Origin of the sequence: Porphyromonas asaccharolytica DSM 20707 (genome assembly GCF_000212375.1) — a bacterium.
Taxonomy (GTDB): domain Bacteria; phylum Bacteroidota; class Bacteroidia; order Bacteroidales; family Porphyromonadaceae; genus Porphyromonas; species Porphyromonas asaccharolytica.
Genome location: NC_015501.1, coordinates 1,907,463 through 1,927,364, shown reverse-complemented (window position 1 = coordinate 1,927,364; position 19,902 = coordinate 1,907,463). Strand labels below are relative to the sequence as shown.

At 52.9% G+C, this 19,902-nt stretch carries 16 protein-coding genes; 10 read left to right on the top strand and 6 right to left on the bottom strand.

What is annotated here, in order from left to right; all coding sequences use genetic code 11:
- Nucleotides 1–14: 14 nt before the first annotated feature.
- The 6 genes from PORAS_RS07495 to PORAS_RS07470 form a co-directional block, all read right to left on the bottom strand.
- The gene (locus PORAS_RS07495; protein WP_013760785.1) at nucleotides 15–2,651 is read right to left on the bottom strand and encodes a DUF5686 family protein; all 2,637 of its coding nucleotides are present in this window, start codon (nucleotides 2,649–2,651) and stop codon (nucleotides 15–17) included.
- A gap of 6 nt (nucleotides 2,652–2,657) precedes the next feature.
- Nucleotides 2,658–4,136 carry an RNA polymerase factor sigma-54 gene (rpoN, locus tag PORAS_RS07490; protein ID WP_013760784.1) on the bottom strand — a complete coding sequence of 493 codons (1,479 nt, stop codon included), beginning with the start codon at nucleotides 4,134–4,136 and terminating at the stop codon, nucleotides 2,658–2,660.
- Nucleotides 4,130–5,506, bottom strand: a complete 1,377-nt coding sequence (locus PORAS_RS07485; RefSeq protein WP_013760783.1) for a UDP-N-acetylmuramoyl-tripeptide--D-alanyl-D-alanine ligase — start codon at nucleotides 5,504–5,506, stop codon at nucleotides 4,130–4,132. The genes rpoN and PORAS_RS07485 overlap by 7 nt, the downstream gene beginning before the upstream one ends.
- Before the next feature lie 24 nt (nucleotides 5,507–5,530).
- Nucleotides 5,531–5,995 carry a pantetheine-phosphate adenylyltransferase gene (gene coaD, locus PORAS_RS07480; RefSeq protein WP_004330359.1) on the bottom strand — a complete coding sequence of 155 codons (465 nt, stop codon included), beginning with the start codon at nucleotides 5,993–5,995 and terminating at the stop codon, nucleotides 5,531–5,533.
- 28 nt (nucleotides 5,996–6,023) lie between these two features.
- A complete protein-coding gene (locus tag PORAS_RS07475; RefSeq protein ID WP_013760782.1) occupies nucleotides 6,024–8,045 on the bottom strand; it encodes a toprim domain-containing protein in 2,022 nt (673 codons plus the stop codon).
- A gap of 67 nt (nucleotides 8,046–8,112) precedes the next feature.
- The gene (locus PORAS_RS07470; protein WP_004330338.1) at nucleotides 8,113–9,240 is read right to left on the bottom strand and encodes a protein-tyrosine phosphatase family protein; all 1,128 of its coding nucleotides are present in this window, start codon (nucleotides 9,238–9,240) and stop codon (nucleotides 8,113–8,115) included.
- Between the two features lie 254 nt (nucleotides 9,241–9,494).
- On the opposite strand from PORAS_RS07470, the gene PORAS_RS09025 reads away from it, so the two are divergent.
- The 10 genes from PORAS_RS09025 (at nucleotide 9,495) to PORAS_RS07420 (ending at nucleotide 19,867) form a co-directional block, all read left to right on the top strand.
- Nucleotides 9,495–9,812: a hypothetical protein gene (locus PORAS_RS09025; RefSeq protein WP_013760781.1), complete on the top strand. Its 318-nt coding sequence runs from the start codon at nucleotides 9,495–9,497 to the stop codon at nucleotides 9,810–9,812.
- Nucleotides 9,813–9,925: 113 nt separating this feature from the next.
- On the top strand, nucleotides 9,926–10,840 hold the full coding sequence (gene pyrB / locus PORAS_RS07460) for an aspartate carbamoyltransferase (RefSeq protein ID WP_174258537.1): 915 nt from the start codon (nucleotides 9,926–9,928) through the stop codon (nucleotides 10,838–10,840).
- A 9-nt stretch (nucleotides 10,841–10,849) separates the two neighbouring features.
- Nucleotides 10,850–11,335, top strand: a complete 486-nt coding sequence (pyrI, locus tag PORAS_RS07455) for an aspartate carbamoyltransferase regulatory subunit (RefSeq protein WP_004330342.1) — start codon at nucleotides 10,850–10,852, stop codon at nucleotides 11,333–11,335.
- Nucleotides 11,336–11,373: 38 nt separating this feature from the next.
- A complete protein-coding gene (locus PORAS_RS07450; protein ID WP_004330337.1) occupies nucleotides 11,374–11,994 on the top strand; it encodes a LemA family protein in 621 nt (206 codons plus the stop codon).
- Between the two features lie 131 nt (nucleotides 11,995–12,125).
- The gene (locus PORAS_RS07445; protein ID WP_004331227.1) at nucleotides 12,126–13,418 is read left to right on the top strand and encodes a TPM domain-containing protein; all 1,293 of its coding nucleotides are present in this window, start codon (nucleotides 12,126–12,128) and stop codon (nucleotides 13,416–13,418) included.
- Between the two features lie 31 nt (nucleotides 13,419–13,449).
- On the top strand, nucleotides 13,450–14,472 hold the full coding sequence (locus PORAS_RS07440) for a calcium/sodium antiporter (protein ID WP_013760780.1): 1,023 nt from the start codon (nucleotides 13,450–13,452) through the stop codon (nucleotides 14,470–14,472).
- 456 nt (nucleotides 14,473–14,928) lie between these two features.
- The gene (gene lysS, locus PORAS_RS07435; protein ID WP_013760779.1) at nucleotides 14,929–16,668 is read left to right on the top strand and encodes a lysine--tRNA ligase; all 1,740 of its coding nucleotides are present in this window, start codon (nucleotides 14,929–14,931) and stop codon (nucleotides 16,666–16,668) included.
- 57 nt (nucleotides 16,669–16,725) lie between these two features.
- Entirely contained in the window at nucleotides 16,726–17,733 is a 1,008-nt protein-coding gene (locus tag PORAS_RS07430; RefSeq protein ID WP_004331237.1) for an NAD(P)H-dependent glycerol-3-phosphate dehydrogenase, read from the top strand.
- Between the two features lie 59 nt (nucleotides 17,734–17,792).
- Nucleotides 17,793–19,160 (top strand): glucose-6-phosphate isomerase, encoded by a 1,368-nt coding sequence (locus PORAS_RS07425; protein WP_013760778.1) that lies wholly within the window; start codon nucleotides 17,793–17,795, stop codon nucleotides 19,158–19,160.
- A 20-nt stretch (nucleotides 19,161–19,180) separates the two neighbouring features.
- Nucleotides 19,181–19,867, top strand: a complete 687-nt coding sequence (locus tag PORAS_RS07420) for a DUF4290 domain-containing protein (RefSeq protein WP_013760777.1) — start codon at nucleotides 19,181–19,183, stop codon at nucleotides 19,865–19,867.
- The last annotated feature ends 35 nt before the right edge of the window (nucleotides 19,868–19,902 follow it).

Here is a 19,902-nt window from a genome sequence, read left to right as displayed (position 1 = left end):
TACTCTCAATTATGTCAGAAGGAGACGGAGATACCTAGGCGGATGGAGTGGCGCTGACGAGCGGGAAGCCCCTTGCCTGTGATGCGGTAAAAGTATTGGACGGAGAGCACCTTGAAGATGTTGCTCAGACCTGCCGAGAGCTCTAGGTGTAGGTCGTTGCGCATAGGCTCGGCGTAGGTAGGCAAGAGGATTTGTCCTGGGCGTGGGGTGATGTGTCGTGGTGATGTGTCGCCCCAGTAACCATGGATGCCGACGAGCTCCCGCAGTCCGAGTCGCTTGACGAGTGGAATGCGGTTAAAGAGCAGACCCTCCATACGATAGAGGAGCTTGAAGTCGAGGTATTTGTCAGCGGTGAACTCTAATGGTTGTATGGTCTGAAATGCGTCGGGGACGAGTAGCCAGGCACGATTGCCATAGGGCGTGAAGAGCTGTGACTGTGGGGTGTTGCCTAGAGCGATACCACTCTGAAGGGTTATGTCTAGTGCACCTAGGATGCTGAGGTATAGTCTCTGGCTGTAGGCGAGATGGAGTGCGCCGTGGGTCTGATCGTTGCCCCATAGACCTCGTGGGTAGATCGATCCAGAGATTGTGAAGGAAGGCTTGTAGATGTCTGCCGAGACGATGCTACCTGGCTTTCGTCCAGAGTAAGGGGTGCGACCAGGTGTCCAGCTGAGCGAGGCTCCGATCTCGGTCTGTCGTAGTTCATCGACTTCGTACTGCTTGCCCTCGGCATCGATCGTGTAGTAGTGGAGTGTGCCTGTGGGGCGTTGGCGCTGGTAGTCGACCCATATGTTGGAGTATAGGCTGGGTGACCAGTCTATCTCGTGCGAAGCCTCTATGTCTAGTCCGTAGTAGCGTCGCGTGATGCCGTAGGTGCCAAAGATTGAGGCGATGCCATCTTTGTATAGTCCGTAGCTCTCCTCACCTGGGAAGAAGAGGTCGTTGCGTACAGAGAGCGCAAAATTGTTTCGGGGGTAGCTATGGGGGTGCAGCTCTTTGGGCTTAACAGCGTAGGTGAGGCGGGCGTAGTACTTCCACTTTTTGTCCTTAAAGCCATAGGTGACATACCCCTCGGCAAAGAGCTGATTGTGCAGTCTGGCAGTGGTCATGCCCCCAAGGCGAAGCCGTACGCCCTCGATCATGTTGGCACTGATGAGGGTCTCCAGAGGACCTAGATCTACATAGACACGCTCACGGTGTAGTGGTTCGGCGGGTATCGGGATAAAGCCTACGGAAGCCATCCTAGCTCCTAGCGAAAAGAGTTTGTACCCAGGGTCGTGAAGGACATAGTCGACGAGCTGTGTGGCGCGCAGCTCGGTAGAGTCGATCGGCTCGGGACGAACGACCAGCCCGTAGTCGTCGATGACGCGTGTCATGAGCTGCTGGAGCGTGTCTGCAGAGAGGAGGAGACGGGGATCAAGTGTCTCAGGTCGTAGCGCTGTAGCGCCTGTCTGGTAGTGACTATAGATGGAGGTGACACGTGCTAAGACTGAGATGTCTAGTCGCTTGGATACGCGAAAGAGTGCGTCGAGCCGCTGCCGCTCGGGGAGCCATAGAGTGTCACGTCGTCCGTCTGGGCGTGTGATGCTCTGCGGGGCGTAGTCGATGGTGATCTCTAGGCGATCTACCCAGTTGACATTGGCGATGGTGGGCAGGCGCATCTCTACACCGTGGATGCTGTAGTCCACGGTGTCTACCAGTAGTGTACCCGAAAAGCCTGCGTCACGCATCTCTATCGGTACGAACTGTATCTGATAGCAAGCATTGCCCGAAGCATCTGGAATAGTGTCTAGGAGGTAGTACTTGTAGAAGGTGATGCCGAGCTGCGAGTGCAGGGGTCCGATGATCTCTTTGGAGAGTAATGGCAGGTCGTTGTCGTAGATGTCTACGGGAGCGAGTAGTGCGTCTATATTGCTCGATAGCAGCCCCTCGTCGACAATCTGCTCGACCCCTTTGTGTCGTGTGCCGAGGAGTAGCGGGTTCTCAGTGCGTCTGGCCTGCTGTGCGTAGACGGTGTGTCGCTCACGTAGGGAGAAGGGGAGGATAGGTGTCCTAGCGAGTGCTGAGCTATCGACGAAGCTCTTCATGCGCCACTTGGGGATGCCCCAGTAGCCCTTGCCTCGTGTGATATCGCCCTGAGCGAGGAGGGTCTTCTGGTAGAGCTGGTAGGAGTAGTCGGGCAGGGAGGATAAGTGGTTGTGCTCCTTATGCTGCATCACTTGGCGCATGATGGTCACAGCGGGGTTCCCTTTGCGTCGGTAGCGTTCTTTTTTGGGCTTGACGACTACTGTCTCCATGTCTGTCGCTTTACGGATGAGCGGGATGCGACCTAAGCTGTGATTTTGGTATTTGTCCAAACGCAAGGTCCGTCCCTCATAGCCTATACAGCTAATCTGTAGCACGATGGTATCTTGCGCTATTTCCTCGTGTCGTACCTTGATGGTAAAGGCTCCTTTGTCGTCGCTCGCTGTGCCTGAGACGCTCTGGCGTGTCTCAGTAGAGATGGAGGCGTAGGGGACTGGCTCTCCTGTCTGCTGGTCGTAGAGGATGCCCGATATGGAGGTGCTGCTAGAGACTTGTCCGGCGAGGAGGGTGGGGAGCAGGCACAGAAAGCTCCAGAGCAGGATCAGCAAGCTACGCTTCGTTTGCATAAGCGATTACTTAGTCAGCTTGCGACGCAGGCGAGCTGTGGGGAGTCCGAGCTGCTGTCGGTACTTAGCGGTGGTGCGACGCGCTATGTCGTAGCCTTGCTGTGAGAGTGCTTCTGTGAGTTGATCGTCCGTGAGCGGGTGAAGAGGGTCTTCCCTTTCGATGATCTGCTTGAGGCAGTCTTTGATCACTTTGGTAGAGACGTCGCTGCCATCTTTCGCTTGCATGCTTTCGCTAAAGAAGAACTTGATGGGGTAGATGCCCCACTGGCACTGCACGTACTTGCTATTGCTCACACGTGATATGGTGCTGATATCTAGTCGGGCTAAATCGGCAACGTCCTTAAGGATCATGGGACGCAGGTCTACGATGTCGCCCGAGAGGAAGAAGTCTCGCTGTAGCGTCATGATGATGGTCATGGTGGTGCGGAGGGTGTCGTAGCGCTGCTGCAGGGCGGAGATGAACCACTCAGCGTCCTTGACGCGATCACGAGTGTACTGTATCGTCTCCTTGAGCTTGGCTCGTTCACTAGTTGACGCATCACGGTAGTCGGCGATCATCTGCTTGTAGCTTGGCGACACGGTGAGGGCGGGTATCTCGCGCTGGTCTGTGAGGGTCAGGGTGAGCTCGCCCTCATGCTCTGTGATGATGAAGTCGGGTGTCACCTTCGAGAGGAGCGTCTCAGCAGAGGAGTCAAAGCCGTTGCCAGGCTTGGGGGAAAGTTGGTGAATGAGTGCCGACACCTCTTCGAGTTGCTTCTGGTCAAAGCCTCGCTTAGTGAGTCGCTCGAACCGTTTGTAAGCAAAGTCATCGAAGTAGTGAGAGACGATCTTCTCCGCATTGACGACGGTCTCGCTCTGCTCCATACGGTGCAGTTGTAGCAGTAGACACTCTTGTAGCGACCTAGCACCTACGCCTGCGGGGTCTAAGCTCTGAATGATCTGGAGTAGCTCGGTGAGCTCCTGCTCGGAGGCGTCGACGCACTCTTTGAGGAGTAGATCCTGAGCAATGAGTGGTAGTGAGCGGTCTAGGTAGCCATCCTCTCGAAGGTTGCCTACTATATAAGGTACGAGTAACTGCTGCCGCTCGGTGAGCTCTAGGGTGGAGAGCTGATTGTCTAGGTAGTCTGCGAGAGATAGTCCGTGTGCAGCAAAGGGGATCTCCTCACGCTGCTGCTCTCTCTCGGCGATCATCCTCAGCCGATAAGCTGGGATCTCGTCGTCATTGCCGAACTCGTTGCGCGCCTCGAGCCGATCTTGGTCGGACTGGCTCAAAGAGGAGTCGATCTGGTCGTTGGTTGCGTTACTTTCATTTGAATCGTCATGAGCAGTATACGCCTCCTCGAGAGCAGGATTGCGCTCGATCTCAGCGCTGATGCGCTGCTCCAGCTCGGTGACAGGTAGCTCCAGCAGTTGTATCTGCTGTATCTGTCGCGCTGTGAGGGTCTGTCGCTGCTCTAGCTGCTGTTGCTGGCGATTCTTTAGCATAGCTCCGCAATGGACGAGAGATGGTGCGAGTTAGAACCTTTGATCAGGATAAAGCTGTGCTGCGGTTGGTGTCTGGTGAAGTATTGCTTGAGAGCAGTCGCCGAGGGAAAGAAGATAAAGTGTTCGCTCCCGTAGCGAGCCTGCAGAGCAAAGAAGTTGGGCCCGCAGAAGTAAGTGACCATCTTAGGATAGCGCAGGAGATAGCTCTGTATCTGTCTGATGACGGTGATATGCTCGCTCTCTGCTGCATCGCCTAGCTCGTTCATGTCACCAAGGATAAGCATGCGATTGAGCCCCTGACAGTCCATCGTGAAGTAGCTACTGAGTGCTACCTCCATGCTAGAGGGGTTAGCGTTGTAGCAGTCGAGGATGACACGGTTACCCTGCGCTGTCGGGGGCAGGACTTGGGATCGCTCATTGCGTGGCTGGTAGTTGGTCACAGCCTCATTGATCGTCTTAGGATCTAGACCGAAGTGTAGCCCCACGGTGATGGCTGCCAGGATGTTGTTGAGGTTGTAGTCGCCGACTAGCTTTGTCGCTAGCTGGTAGCTCTCGCCAGTCTCTTGGTCACACCACTCTATCTTTAGTAGTCCAGACTCATCGGTTGGGAGTACGGCGCCAGTGACGCGTGGCGACGTGGTGCCGTTGTAGTAGACCGTGGGTAGTCCATTGAGATTGCTGATGAGCGTCTTATCCTCTCCATTGCAGAAGGCTTGTCCGCTATGCTCTCGCAGATAAGCGTAAAGCTCGCTCTTAGCCTTGATCACCCCCTCGGGCGTGCCAAAGCCTGATAGATGAGCACGCCCCACATTCGTAATGATGCCGTACTGAGGCTGGGCGAGCTTGCAGAGCGAAGCTATGTCTCCGATGTGCGAAGCTCCTAGCTCGACGATGACAAACTGATGCTCAGGGCGAACCTGCAGTAGGGTGAGGGGAACGCCTATCTCGTTATTGTAGTTGCCCTGGGTGGCATGAACCCGATACTTTGCGGACAAAACAGCAGCCACCAGCTCCTTAGTAGTCGTCTTGCCATTGGTCCCTGTGATTGCTATGAAGGTTGCCTCAGACTTTGCCCTATGTAGGAGCGCCAGCTCGTGAAGCGCCTCAAAGCCCCCATCTCTGTAATAGATAAGTCGCTCACGAAGGTCGGCGTCAGACTCGTCGACTTCATCTATATAGCTAAGGTCGTCAACGAGTGCATACTTGCACCCTTGCTTGAGTGCATCCACCGCAAAGCGATTGCCATCGAAGTGGGCTCCTCGTAGCGATACGAAGAGCGAGTCAGGACGCAGATGTCTCGTGTCGGTGCAGATACCGTCACTCTGGAGGAGTAGGTCGTAGATATGATTGATGTCAGCTGATTGTCGCATAGTAAGAGGATAGGAGATAGCTAATTAGTCAAAAGTCAAAGGCATGCCACTGGGTACGTAGTCCGATACATCTAGATTCCAGCTCAGCAGCTCCCGTACCATAGAGCTAGAGATGTGGAGCAGACCTTGCGCCCCAAAGAGTAGCACCGTCATAGGTCCTTGCAGATGATCATTAATCTGAGAGATACTCTGCTCGTACTCGAAGTCGCTCGTGGAGCGTACGCCACGTATGAGAAACTGTGCGCCACACTGCTTCGCCGCCTCGATGGTCATGCCGCTATAGCTCACGACACGGACACGAGGCTCCTGCGCATAGACGGTCTCTATCTGTAGAGCGCGCTGCTCGGAGGTGAAGAATGGCTTTTTCGTCGGGTGCGTGCCGATACCTATGACCACCTCATCAAAAATCTTGAGAGCACGTGCCACTATGTCCGCATGCCCTAGTGTAAAGGGGTCAAAGGAACCCGCAAAGAATCCGATACGCTTCATATCTGTCTGCTAAGCTAGGTGAGGAGCCTTAGACAATCTCCTCGTCGATGATTAGGTTGTCTATGATAAAGTCTTGACGGTCGGGCGTGTTCTTGCCCATGTAGAAGTGTAGCATTCGCTTGAGATTGTCCTCCTTGCGGAGCGACACCTGACGGAGCTTGATGTTTTCCTCCGTGATCAGCTCCTTAAACTCATTGGCACTGATCTCACCCAGACCCTTAAAGCGGGTGATCTGAGCTGAAGCTCCCATCCGCTCTACAGCCGCATTGAGCTCCTGATCACTATAGCAGTAGGCAGAGGTCTCCGTCTCAGACGCTGGCTCACTGGTCGCCTTCTTGCCGCCCTTCTTCTTACCCGCTGAGGCAACACGTGCTGTGATACTCTTCTTGCGCTTGGCTGGTAGCGAGACACGGTAGAGTGGTGTCTCCAATATGTAGACATGTCCACGCCGTACCAGCTCGGGAAAGAACTGCAAAAAGAAGGTCAGCGTCAGGAGCCGTATGTGCATACCGTCATCATCGGCATCGGTAGCGATGATCACCCGGTTGTAGCGCAAGCCCTCGAGACCGTCTTCGATATTGAGCGCAGCCTGGAGGAGGTTAAACTCTTCGTTCTCATAGACCACCTTCTTGCTCAGCCCATAGCTGTTGAGCGGTTTGCCTCGCAAGCTAAAGACCGCTTGGTAGCGCGCGTCTCTACTCTGTGTGATCGATCCACTGGCCGAGTTACCCTCTGTGATAAAGATACTGGTCAGCTCAGGGTTCTTAGCCTTCGGATCGTTGTAGTGCTCGGTGCAGTCACGCAGCTTCTTGTTGTGAAGGCTAGCTTTCTTAGCACGTTCACGCGCTAGCTTGGTGACGCCGCTCATCGCCTTGCGCTCACGCTCGTTGGCCTGGATCGTCTGGAGCATCACCTCGGAGATGTCGGGGTGCATGTGGAGGTAGTTGTCGAGCTTCTCCTTGAGGAAGTCACCGACGAACTTCTGTACCGTCACGCCCCGCAGTGGTTCGTGCTCAAACATAGGATCTTGGGGTACCATCTCCTTGGAGCCTAGCTTGATCTTCGTCTGACTCTCGAACTCTGGCTCGATGATGCGGATGCTGATCGCCGCCGCCATGCCAGAGCGAATGTCTCCATACTCAAAGCCCTTGCCCGAAAACTCCTTGATGACACGAGCTACCTGCTCGCGAAAGGCTGTCAAGTGGGTACCTCCCTGTGTGGTGTACTGACCATTGACGAAGCTGTAAAACTCCTCTCCGTACTGCTCAATGTGTGTGATAGCGACCTCTATATCAGGCCCTGTGAGACGTATGATCGGGTAGAGCGGATCGCCCGTGATGGTGTCTGAGAGGAAGTCTTGTAGCCCGTGACGGCTGACATATTTCTTATCGTTGAGGTAGAGCGTTAGCCCCGTGTTGAGGTAGCAGTAGTTGCGTACGAGCGCCTCCACATGGCGGAGGTCGTAGTGCGAGTTACGAAAGACCTCAGCGTCTGGTGTGAAGGAGACCAAAGTGCCGTGTACCCCCTTGTCCTCGCACGGCGCTGCAGGCGTATGAGCGACCATCTCAGCCCGCTCGTAGGTGACTGAGGAGGTCTCGCCCTCACGCCAGCTCTGGACAGTAAAGGTCGAGGAGAGCGCATTGACCGCTTTGAGACCGACACCGTTGAGACCGACCGACTTTTTGAAGGCTTGCGAGTCGATCTTGGCGCCCGTATTCATCTTAGAGGTCGCATCGACGAGCTTGCCGAGCGGAATGCCACGACCGTAGTCTCGTATCTGCACCTCGTTCGTCTCGCTGTCGATCGTGATACGTATCTCACTACCCACACCCATGACAAACTCATCGATGGAATTGTCTATCACCTCTTTGATGAGGATGTAGATACCGTCATCAGCCTGTGTACCATCACCGATCTTACCGATATACATACCAGGACGCTTGCGAATATGCTCGCTCCAGGAGAGCGTCCGAAAGTCATCTTCGGTATATCCAGCTACGGTCGCTTGGTCTAGGAGTTCGGGCTGGTTAAGAGGTTCTTGTATAGGCATTGATGTCAGTTAGTAGAGGGGTATATGGTGTATGCTAGTCGTAGGCTTATGTTAGAGCTGGCGTAAGTTAGAGTTCTTTGATGAAGACACGGCGCGTCTTGTGGTGCTTACGCTCGAAGTAGCTCCACTGCAGCTGCACCGCTGTATTAGTCTCTAGCTCAGGATTGCTCTCAGCGACCTCGACCCCTAGCTTGTTATAAATCGGTATCAGGTCGGCGAAGATGAGTGCATTGATCCCCTTGTTTTGATACTCTGGTAGGACACCTATGAGGTAAAGGTCTACCACCTTGGGCGGAGTCTTGAGCGCATTCAGTAGCGGTATAAAGCCAAAGGGGTAGAGTCTTCCCTTGGCAGCGCGCATCGCCTTACTTAGGTTGGGCATCGTGATAGCGAAAGCGATCATCTGCTCATCACGCTCTCTAACGATAGCGGTAAAGAAGTCTAGTCGTAGCAGAGGTAGGTAGGCATTGGCATAGTACTCCATCTGTGCGGGCGACAACTCGCTAAAGCCGTAAAGCGGTGCGTACGCCTTATTGAGCGTAGTGAAGATCTCGTCAGCGTGAGACATAATCTCCTTGCGGCTCTTGTACTTAACCACCTTGAGACCATACTTCTCCTTGACTAGATTGGCGATACGCTGATGCTTCTCAGGGATCTCCTTGGGGATCTTGATCAGGTACTCCTTCCAGTCGGTACTCTTGACATATCCTAGTCGCTCAAGCTGCTTAGGGTAGTAAGCGTAGTTGTAGAGTCCTACGGTCGTACCCATCTGGTCAAAGCCCTCTACAAGCATCGCCTCCTGATCCATATCGGTGAAGGACATCGGCCCGTGCATATAGTCCATACCCTTGTTGCGTCCCCACTGCTCGACAGTCTCAAAGAGCTTGTCGACCACCTCGTCATCATTGATAAAGTCAACGAAACCAAAGCGAGCGTAGTTTTGATTCCAGGTCTCGTTGGCCTTATGGTTGATGATCCCAGCGATGCGCCCTACGATCTTACCATCTTTGTAGGCAAGGAAGTAAGCAGCCTCACACACATCGAAGGAGGGGTTCTTGTCCTTATCTAGTAGGTCTATCTCATCCTTGATAATGCCAGGGACGTGGTAAGGATTGTTTTTGTATAGCTCGAGGTTGAACTCAACAAACTTCTTCAGCTCCTTGCGTCCATCTATTTGTCTGATTTCTACTGCCATGATTTAAGCTTATGGTTTGCGTTACAACCCTCCACACAATAAGGTAGGGGTGCTGTGGGGTAAGTGTAGTGTCTGTACTACAAGTGCAAGCAATAGAAGAGCGTCCGAAACCTTAGGTAGTGAGGCCTCTCACCCTCTTACTGCTCTGGCGACAAAGTTAGCAAAATAAGCGATACGGATAACTCTCTGGATGAGCTTATCCCCCTCCCGTATAAAGCTTCTGCTCCTAGCATCGCCACAATTCGTCGATCTTTATGGAGACGGATATAGTTCTTCCCCTCATGAAACTTTCGGTTTACTTAGGAGGCCTCGATGTTTACGCTGATTTAACTCCAAATATTCTCCCCCCCCGCAATAAAATAGTCACCGAGGAAAAACAAAATATTCAGGTGGCTATTTTTTATTCTCCACGTGGGGACGAAACGATTCCTCCGAAGTTTCATTTGATTCCTCCGAAGTTTCATTTGACATCCACGTGGAGAATAGTTTTTCTTCACGTGGAGATTCCCAAATATCCACGTGGAAATTTCCAAATATCCACGTGGATATCGTTTCCTCCGACAAATGCATAGGAGAGTCTCCTGCGATGATCGATTAAAATCACATCACTCTTGACCTGTCTCCTCTGTAGTCTGTCCCTTTTTTGTACCTTTACGGGTGAAATGAATATAGTCTGTGCCTTATGATGAAGCATATCGTATCTATCGAGCAGTGCGATGAGCAAGATATACTACGTATCTTGGATCGTGCTGCACTCTTTGAGGCCAATCCTAATCGCCATCTAATGGATGGGATGGTGGGTGCCACCTTGTTTTTCGAACCGTCGACGCGTACCCGACTGAGCTTTGAGACGGCGGTCAATAGGTTGGGCGGACGAGTCATCGGATTCTCCGATCCTAAGTCTAGTAGCTCGACGAAGGGTGAGTCGCTGAAAGACACTCTACTCATCGTCTCTAACTATGCCGACGTGATCATCATGCGGCACTACCTGGAGGGTGCCGCTCTCTATGCTACGGAGGTCTCACCCGTGCCGATCGTTAACGCCGGTGATGGTGCCAATCAGCACCCCTCGCAGACGCTCCTCGATCTCTACACAATCCGCTCTACACAGGGTACTCTCAAGGATCTACACATCGTGATGGTGGGTGACCTGCGCTTCGGACGTACGATCCACTCGCTCATAGAGGGGATGCGCTTCTTCTCACCACGTTTTACCTTTGTCGCACCGCCTGAGCTGCGACTTCCCGAGGAGTACAGACAGTATTGCGATGAGCACCATCTACGCTATGAGGAGACTTCTCTCTTTACCCCTGAGGTAATTGCCGATGCTGATATACTCTATATGACTAGGGTGCAGCGAGAGCGCTTTACTGATATGGAGGAGTATGAGCGTGTCAAGGATGTCTACATACTCAATAAGGAGATGCTACAAGGCACCAAGGACAATCTACGCATCCTCCACCCGCTGCCCCGTGTCAATGAGATCGCGACCGATGTAGATAGCAGTCCTAAGGCGGAGTACTTCCGCCAAGCTCAGAATGGACTCTACATACGTCAGTCGATACTCTGCGAGGTACTCGGTATAGATGTTGATAAATAACTGTACACTATGAAAGCTAAGACTCAAGACGCACTAAGCAAGCAGCAAGAGGGCATGCTGGTCACTGCCATCTGCAATGGTACCGTGATAGATCATATACCCCCCAAGAAGCTCTTTAAGATAGCCCATCTCCTACAGCTCGAGGATATGGAGGAGCCTATCACCATCGGCAACAACTTAGATAGCCACTATCTAGGCAAGAAGGGGATCATCAAGATCTCCGGACGGATGCTATCCGATGAGGAGGCGAGCCGCATAGCACTCATCGCTCCTGATGTACATATCAATATCATTAAGGACTACGAGGTGGTGGACAAGCGGACGCTACACCTCCCAGAGGAGATCATTGGCTTTGTTAAGTGTCCTAACGCTAAATGCATTACGAATAATGAGCCTATGCACACGCACTTTCACCTCATTGACGCTGAGCATGAGGTACTATGCTGTCACTACTGTGGACGCAAGGTCACCGAGGATCGCATCGAGCTACTCTAATCAACAAGCTTACTAACAAACAAATATTTAATACTACTATGACAAATCAAGCTACAGCCCCCAAGTCTCGTCGTGGTCTGACAACGACAATTATCATCGTGGCGGTCGTACTGCTCCTTGTCTTCTGGGGCGTGGGACAGTATAACTCGATCGTGGTACTAGATGAGCAGGTCAATACCTCGTGGAGCCAAGTGGAGAACCAATACCAGCGCCGTGCCGACCTAATCCCCAATCTTGTGGAGACGGTCAAGGGCTACGCCTCTCATGAGCGCGAGACCCTCGAGGGAGTGATCAACGCCCGCGCTAAGGCTTCACAGCCCATCGTCCCATCTGGCGAGGGAATGACTCAAGAGCAACTCAATCAATTCCAGCAAGCTCAGGGAGACCTAACTAGTGCGCTTAGCAAACTGATGGTTGTCGTGGAGCGTTACCCCGAGCTCAAGGCAGACGAAAACTTCCGTCAGCTACAGGCTCAACTAGAGGGTACGGAAAACCGTATCACGACGGCCCGTATGGACTTTAACAACCAGGCACAGCAGTACAATACGAAGATACGTCACTTCCCGACGAATATCTGCGCCGGTATCTTTGGCTTCCGCCAGCGTCCTTACTTCCAGGCTGAGGCTGGTGCGGAGCAAGCCCCTCAAGTAAAGTTTTAGTTGTTATTAGAGGTAGAGGGATAGGACTTCACTAGAGCCTCTAGTGGCACTAGTGGCACTAGTGATCCTAGCCCTCATCTCTCTCTAACCTCTAATCTCTAACCTCTAATTTCTAACCTCTAGACTCCCCCATGAAGCGCACTTTACTCTTACTCGGACTACTGCTATCATTTTGGGTACTACCTGCTCAGAAGGCTGTCTCGTGGGAGGATATTCCCAACGTACAGCTACAGGACAGCACGCAGTTTGTCTCCGACGTAGCGCACATCATCGAGCCCGAAGCGCAACAACGAATCAACGAGACGATCCTAAGCATGCGCCAGACGCATGGCGTGGAGGGAGTCGTCATCACCCTTCCCTCCATCGGTCAGAGTGGCTCTATCGAGGATCTCGCACGGGAGATACTCCGTGGCTGGGGCGTGGGCTCTAAGATAGACAATAGTGGCTTTGTCATGCTCATCTCGCTAGATAGTCGTCAGATACGCATAGAGACGGGCTACGGACTAGAGGGCGTGCTACCGGATGCCCTCTGTAGTCAGATCATAGCTCATCGTATGGCACCACACTTCAAGCGTGGAGACTATAGTACAGGCATCCTCTCTGGCGTGCAGGCGATACAAGAGACGATCACGGCAAACTACGAGGGGGCGACTCGCACAGATCGTGCCGAGGAGGATCAAGTGGCGGATGGCGTGTTCAATGGATTGGTGGTCCTCTTGGCGCTGATCCTCTGTGTCGTCATGCTGGTCTCTTACAAAGACGAGCAGACAGCTCCAGAGCAGCGGATCAAGCGACTCAACAGGCAGATCCTAGGCTTCCTATTCATAGCTTTGATCTTAATGATCGGTGGAAGCTTCCTCTTGATAGCGGGAGCCATTGTCGTACTCCTCGCTCTTTATGCGATCTTGCGCCATCGGCTCTCTCAGGAGGCTCTCCGCTGTCATACATGCCATCAAGATCAGTTGCAGCGTCTCTCTGATACGGCTAAGCTATCGCTCCTGACGCCAGCACAGCAACTGGAGGAGCGACTCGGTAGTGTGCACTACCTAGTCAAGCAGTGTGATAACTGTGGTGCTGTAGAGCGTTATGGCGAGGTAGCCGGTAACTCCCCCTACAAGCGTTGTCCGCACTGCGGAACCTATGCCATGCAGCGCATCGGGACACTCCGTCTGCGCTCTACTGATCGGCGCATAGCCTACATCCATCGTCAGAAGTATCACTGTCTCTACTGCGATCAAGACCACCACGAGGACGAGACTGTCTATAAAGAAAATGACTCTGCACTAGGTGGAGCTATATTAGGCGGTATCATCGGTAGCTCTCTCGGACGAGGTGGCTTCGGAGGTGGCTTCGGCGGAGGTTTCGGCGGCGGAGGCTTTGGCGGTGGTTCGGGCGGTGGCGGTGGTGCCACTGGGGGCTGGTAAACGTGCGTTACACCTTTATATCTTAGGCATTATGTCAATACTACTCTACTTCTTACTGCTCATCTTAGGCTTGGTCATGATCACAGCTGGGGCCAACTTCCTTACCAATGGCTCTGTGACGATCGCTGAGCGACTAGGCGTGTCTCAACTAGTGATCGGTCTTACGATCGTAGGTTTTGGTACCTCAGCTCCTGAGTTGGTCGTGAGCATCACCTCGGCTCTAGCCAACAAGCCAGACATCGCCATCGCCAATGTGGTGGGAAGTAACATCTCCAATATCCTCCTCATACTAGGCGTCAGTGCTATGATCTACCCGATCCGTGTGACACACGATGCTATGAAGCGTGATATACCGATAGCTATGCTGGTCACAGCCATCTGTCTCGTTATGGCGAGCGACCATCTCCTCACGGGAGGATTCTCGGGCAATATCATCGATCGTGGCGATGGTATCGTGCTCCTCTGCTTCCTCATCTTCTACCTTTATCTAGCCTTCATGTCTGCGGCTAAGGAAAAAGCACCCGAGACTGATCTCTCATCGCTAGAAGAGGATCTAGATAAGTCTAAGGCAAAGCATGCAACTAGGACACTGCTACTCTCTATCGCTAAGGTCATCGGGGGACTCGCGCTACTGGTCTTCGGTGGACGTCTATTCGTAGACAATGCCTCTAGTATAGCACGCTCGTGGGGTGTAAGCGAAGCAATCATCGGACTCACCATCGTAGCCATCGGCACCTCACTGCCAGAGCTAGCCACATCTGTCGTGGCAGCCGTCAAGCGTCAGCCAGACTTGGCCATCGGCAACGTCGTGGGGAGCAGCATCTTCAACATCCTCTTCATCCTCGGCGCCTCTGCCACGATCACGCCCCTGGTACCAGCAGGTATACAGTTGCTGGACTATCTGATGATGCTGGTCGCTGTCTTCCTCCTCTTTATCTTTAGCAACGTCCTCGGACGAGCTATGATCAGCCGCAAGGAGGGCATTGCACTGCTCGTCGTCTACGTAGCTTATATGACCTACCTCATACTCCAGTCTCTCGGCATCGGAGTGTAGCTCCCTTTTTAAGAATGAATTGGTCTCGTCCTTAGAGAGTTGTTGCCCAAACAGTCTAAGATCTTCGTTGAGGTAATAAGCAGTAGAATCCTTGAACGTTTGAGCATTTCCCCCCCCAAAAAAGGAAGGCGCCAGGCTTCCTCGTCTGTGCTTGAATGGGGATAAACGATTCGCCCCGTATTATGATGAGCGACAATGGTTTGGTAGATATGTGAGGACGCACATTGGTTCGTTGAGCTGACTTGTAATGAGACTCGCGGAATCTAGGGAAGGATGGCTTTTGGTAGTGAGGTCTAAAATGAGTACTTTTGCAGAGGGTGTATTGCAGATACGCCTCAGCTAGCTTGAGCCTATCGCTCCTCCCCAGCTGATCTGAGGAGGACGGGATGGGTATTTACCACCTAATTATTGCTGTATGCTCAGCGGGTGGAAGCGTTTTTATACTTAACTATAGTTATGGACTTACACTTACTAGAACTTAGTGACCAGGAGATAGCACGTCGCAACAGCCTAGACGAGATACGTCAGATGGGCATCAACCCTTATCCAGCAGCCGAGTATGTCGTGACGGCGCATGCTCAGGAGATACAAGACCAATATCAAGATGAGGCACCTCGCCAGGAGGTGAGCATCGCTGGTCGTGTCATGAGCCGACGTATCATGGGTAAGGCTTCCTTTATGGAGCTACAAGATACCTCGGGACGTATACAGGTCTATGTGACTCGTGATGACCTCTGCCCAGGAGAGGATAAGGATCTATACAACAAGCTCTTTAAGAAGCTTCTCGACATTGGCGACATCGTCGGTGTCAAGGGCTTTGTCTTCCGTACCCAGACGGGCGAGATCTCGGTGCATGCTGAGGAACTGACCTTGCTGAGCAAGGCTTTGCGTCCGCTCCCTATCGTCAAGGCTAAGGATGATCAGGTTTTCGATGGCTTTACCGATCCTGAGCTACGTTACCGCCGTCGCTATGTGGACCTGATAGTCAATGATGAGGTGAAGGGGATCTTCGTCAAGCGTACGAAGATCTTCCAGTCGATGCGCAACTTCTTTAATGCGCGTGGCTATCTAGAGGTGGATACGCCTGTCCTGCAGTCTATCCCTGGTGGTGCTGCGGCTCGTCCCTTCGTAACTCATCACAATGCGCTTGACATACCGCTCTACTTACGCATCGCCAATGAGCTTTACCTCAAGAGACTGATCGTAGGTGGCTTCGAGGGGGTTTACGAGTTTAGTCGTAACTTCCGCAATGAGGGTATGGACCGGACGCACAATCCTGAGTTTACCTGTATGGAGATCTATGTAGCCTACAAGGATTACCGCTGGATGATGCAGATGACGGAGCAGATGATCGAGCATATCTGTCAGGAGGTGCTAGGCTCTACGACTATTCAGGTAGGGGAGCACACGATAGAGTTTAAGCCTCCCTATCGTCGCCTCACGATGATCGACGCTATCCAAGAGTATGGCGGGGTCAACATCGATGGCATGGACGAGGCTGAGCTACGCAAGATGTGCCAGTCTAAGGGCGTGGAGATCGATGACACGATGGGTGTCGGCAAGCTGATAGACGAACTCTTTGGTGCAGTCGCTGAGCCACACTTGGTGCAGCCGACCTTTATTATAGACTATCCTAAGGCGATGTCTCCGCTCACTAAGGAGCACCGCGATAGGAGCGATCTGACAGAGCGCTTCGAGCTATTTGTCAATGGTAAGGAGCTGGCCAATGCTTATTCGGAGCTCAACGACCCGATAGATCAGCGTCATCGCTTTGAGGATCAGCTACGCCTGAGCGAGCGTGGAGACGATGAGGCGATGTATATCGATCACGACTTCCTGCGCGCTCTAGAGTTCGGTATGCCCCCCACATCTGGTATGGGTATCGGTATGGATCGCCTCGTGATGCTCCTGACGGGTCAGGAGAGTATTCAAGAGGTCTTGCTCTTCCCACAGATGCGTCCTGAGATACAGCCTAAGCGTGACAAGGAGGAGGCTTACGAAGCCGTTGGCATTGACAAGACTTGGGTGCCACTCTTGCAGAAGGCTGGCTACCTCACGGTCGCAGACCTTGCGGGCAAAGCTCCTGGCAAGGTGATGCAGCAGATGATGGATATCAATAAGAAGTATAAGTTAGGCTTGCAGATCCCTGCACTGGAGGAAATATCCAAGTGGGTGGGCGAGGAGTCTACGAAATAATTTAAGTTCACCCATCTCTCTCGTTAGAGGGAATGGCGTGTATACGGTACAGTCAATATGGATATTGGTCGCATAGGCATACTAGGTAGTGGTAGCTGGGCTACTGCACTGGCTAAGATCTCTCTAGAGTCTACGCCTGAGATAAATTGGTTTGTGCGTCGTGATGATCAGGTGCAGCGCTTTAAGGCTACGGGACACAACCCCGACTACCTCTCGAGTGCTGCCTTTGATCCAGAGAGGATAACCTTCTACACCGAGGGTTCGATCAATCCTTTCTTTCGCAATAGTGACACCATCATCTTGGTGACCCCTTCGCCCTACATCAAGCACTACCTCAAGAAGGTGAAGCGTAGTAGCATGCGGGGTAAGCTGGTCATCAATGCGATCAAGGGCATTGTGCCTGACGAAAACCTTTTGGTCTCGGAGTTCCTTATTAAAGAGTTCTCCCTGCCAAAGGAGCAGATCGGTGTGGTGAGTGGTCCTTGTCACGCTGAGGAGGTGGCGCAGGAGCGTCGTAGCTACTTGACCACAGGAGCTTACAGCAGTGAGCTGGCGCATCTGATGGCTGACACGCTCTCGTGTGACTACATCACCTGTACCACTTCAGACGATGTGGTCGGCATTGAGTTTGCTTCGGTGCTAAAGAACATCTACGCCATTGCTGCGGGTATCTGCAACGGACTCAACTATGGAGACAACTTCCAGAGCGTGCTCATCAGTAACGCTATTGCTGAGATGAATAGCTTTGTCAATACGGTGCACCTGCTCAATAACCGTGTCATTACTAACTCGGTCTATCTAGGCGACCTGCTCGTGACCGCTTACTCCAACTATAGTCGCAATCGTACCTTCGGCACGATGATCGGTAAGGGGTACAGTGTCAAGGCGGCGCAGGTGGAAATGGAGATGGTGGCGGAGGGCTACTATGGTGCTAAGTGCGTGCGCGAACTCAACACAACACGCTACCGAGTCAATATGCCGATCATGGACGCTGTCTACGAGATACTTTATAACAAGCAGTCGGCTAAGGAGACCATTGAGCGGCTCTCTCTCAAGTTCCGCTAAACTCTTGCTCAAGCCCCTGCTAACGGACGAACCCTATCTAACCTAACATACGATACACTATGAAGACAGCCGCATCGCTCATTAAGATCGACACAACACATGCGCAGGCTCATCTATCGGCAGAGACCATCCGTCAGGCGGAGCAAGATGCGCTCGCAGCGATTCAGACGTTACACACAGGCTCAGGAGTTGGTAACGACTTCCTAGGCTGGCTCACGCTCCCCGAGGAGATGCTCGAGCGTGACCTTTGCAAGGAAGTACAGACGGTAGCCGATAAGCTTCGCCATGAGTGCCTATATATAATATGTATAGGCATCGGGGGCAGTTACCTAGGAGGTAAGGCTGTCATGGAGGCACTCGGAGACCACTTCTCCACACATCGTAAGCCTGATCTGGGGCGTCCGCAGGTACTCTTCGCTGGGAACAATATCAGCAGTGACTATCTGCACGATCTGATGGATCTGGTCGTGGACAAGCCTTTTGGCATTGTCAATATCTCTAAGAGTGGTACGACGACCGAGCCAGCTATTGCCTTCCGCATGCTGAGCCAATACTTAGTGGCTCGTGATGGTCAGGAGGTGGCTAAGCGGCGTATCGTTGCCATTACCGACAAGAAGCGAGGAGCTCTGCGTCGCCTAGCAGACGAGCAGGGGTACGACACTTTCGTCATACCGGACAACGTAGGCGGTCGCTTCTCCGTATTGACTCCTGTGGGACTCCTGCCGATTGCTTTGGCAGGCTTTGATATTGAGGCATTGCTCCAAGGCGCCAGCGACACGGCTCTCCTGTATAGTAGCACGGAGCATCCGCTAGAGACCCCGGCGGTGCAATATGCCGTGACAAGACAAGCCGCCTATCGAGAGCGTGCTGTGAGCGAGGTGCTGGTCGCCTTCGAGCCTCGGCTGAGTGCCATCGGGCAGTGGTGGATGCAGCTCTTTGGCGAGAGCGAAGGCAAGGAGGGCAAGGGACTACTCCCGCTCTCTCTGACCTACACGACCGATCTGCACTCGATGGGGCAGTGGATACAGCAAGGCCCCCACAACATCCTCGAGACGATGATCGTGGTCGACACGCCGCGAGACACCATAACCATCCCGACAGATGAGCAAAACTTAGATGGTCTTAACTACCTAGCAGGCGAGACCATGCACTATGTCAATGAACAGGCGCATCTAGGCACGCTCTTAGCGCACGAAGATGGCGGCGTGCCAGTCTTACAGTTGCAGTTGCCGCAGATCGATGCTAGGACGATTGGCGCCTTCATCTATACGATGGAGTATGCGGTCGCCGTCAGTGGCTATATGATGGGGATCAACCCCTTTGACCAGCCAGGCGTGGAGGACTACAAGCGCAATATGTTTGCCCTCCTAGCTAAGCCAGGCTTCGAGAGCGAGACGAAAGTGATGCGCCAGCGGCTCAACAAATGAACTTACGACAGATTACAACAATGACAGATACGATACAAACAACCCACAAGAAAAGCTACCACGAGGTCATCCCTCTCCCTGAGTATGGACATCATATCCAGCACATGGTAGACCACTGCTTGACCATTGAGGACCGCGACGAGCGGACTCGGTGCGCTCACGCTATTGTCAAGGCGATGGCTATCATACAGCCCGAGCAGGCTAAGAAGTCGGAGGATCACAAAGTCCTCTGGGATCACCTCGCCGTCATGTCGCACTTTGCGCTAGACATTGACTATCCCGTAGAACCCATTCACGAGGAGGCACTCCGTGGTGCGCCTGAGCCTTTGTCCTATCCCGAGGACGACATCATCTATCGCCACTATGGGCACATCATTCAGGAGCTGATCAAGAAAGCGTGCGAGATGCCTGAGGGTGACGAGCGCGAGGCTTTGGCACTCTCCATCGCCAACCGTATGAAGCAAGCTTATATCCTGTGGAATAAGCGTGCCGTCGATGACTACACCATCTTTAAGGATCTCTACGAACTCTCTGGCGGTAAGCTCGTGCTGAACGAAGAGGAGCACCAGCTAGATGCTACCACACGACACACGCCTCAGATGCGGGGTGGCAACCGATCAAGACGACAGTACAAGCGTCCAGCACGTAGCAACAACTCTAGAGGAGGTGGTCGCCGAGGCGGTCGCCCCAACCGTTCTAGACGTTAGCTGATACAGATACATCTCACTTCTTACCCTTGCGA

Coding starts and splice junctions, on each gene's coding strand:
- PORAS_RS07485 (WP_013760783.1), bottom strand. CDS start 5,506: ATGCGACAATCAGCTGACATCAATCATATCTACGACCTACTCCTCCAG.
- PORAS_RS07495 (WP_013760785.1), bottom strand. CDS start 2,651: ATGCAAACGAAGCGTAGCTTGCTGATCCTGCTCTGGAGCTTTCTGTGC.
- PORAS_RS07420 (WP_013760777.1), top strand. CDS start 19,181: ATGACAGATACGATACAAACAACCCACAAGAAAAGCTACCACGAGGTC.
- PORAS_RS07440 (WP_013760780.1), top strand. CDS start 13,450: ATGTCAATACTACTCTACTTCTTACTGCTCATCTTAGGCTTGGTCATG.
- PORAS_RS07450 (WP_004330337.1), top strand. CDS start 11,374: ATGACAAATCAAGCTACAGCCCCCAAGTCTCGTCGTGGTCTGACAACG.
- pyrB (WP_174258537.1), top strand. CDS start 9,926: ATGAAGCATATCGTATCTATCGAGCAGTGCGATGAGCAAGATATACTA.
- rpoN (WP_013760784.1), bottom strand. CDS start 4,136: ATGCTAAAGAATCGCCAGCAACAGCAGCTAGAGCAGCGACAGACCCTC.
- PORAS_RS07475 (WP_013760782.1), bottom strand. CDS start 8,045: ATGCCTATACAAGAACCTCTTAACCAGCCCGAACTCCTAGACCAAGCG.
- lysS (WP_013760779.1), top strand. CDS start 14,929: ATGGACTTACACTTACTAGAACTTAGTGACCAGGAGATAGCACGTCGC.
- PORAS_RS07430 (WP_004331237.1), top strand. CDS start 16,726: ATGGATATTGGTCGCATAGGCATACTAGGTAGTGGTAGCTGGGCTACT.
- PORAS_RS07470 (WP_004330338.1), bottom strand. CDS start 9,240: ATGGCAGTAGAAATCAGACAAATAGATGGACGCAAGGAGCTGAAGAAG.
- pyrI (WP_004330342.1), top strand. CDS start 10,850: ATGAAAGCTAAGACTCAAGACGCACTAAGCAAGCAGCAAGAGGGCATG.
- coaD (WP_004330359.1), bottom strand. CDS start 5,995: ATGAAGCGTATCGGATTCTTTGCGGGTTCCTTTGACCCCTTTACACTA.
- PORAS_RS07425 (WP_013760778.1), top strand. CDS start 17,793: ATGAAGACAGCCGCATCGCTCATTAAGATCGACACAACACATGCGCAG.
- PORAS_RS07445 (WP_004331227.1), top strand. CDS start 12,126: ATGAAGCGCACTTTACTCTTACTCGGACTACTGCTATCATTTTGGGTA.
- PORAS_RS09025 (WP_013760781.1), top strand. CDS start 9,495: ATGGAGACGGATATAGTTCTTCCCCTCATGAAACTTTCGGTTTACTTA.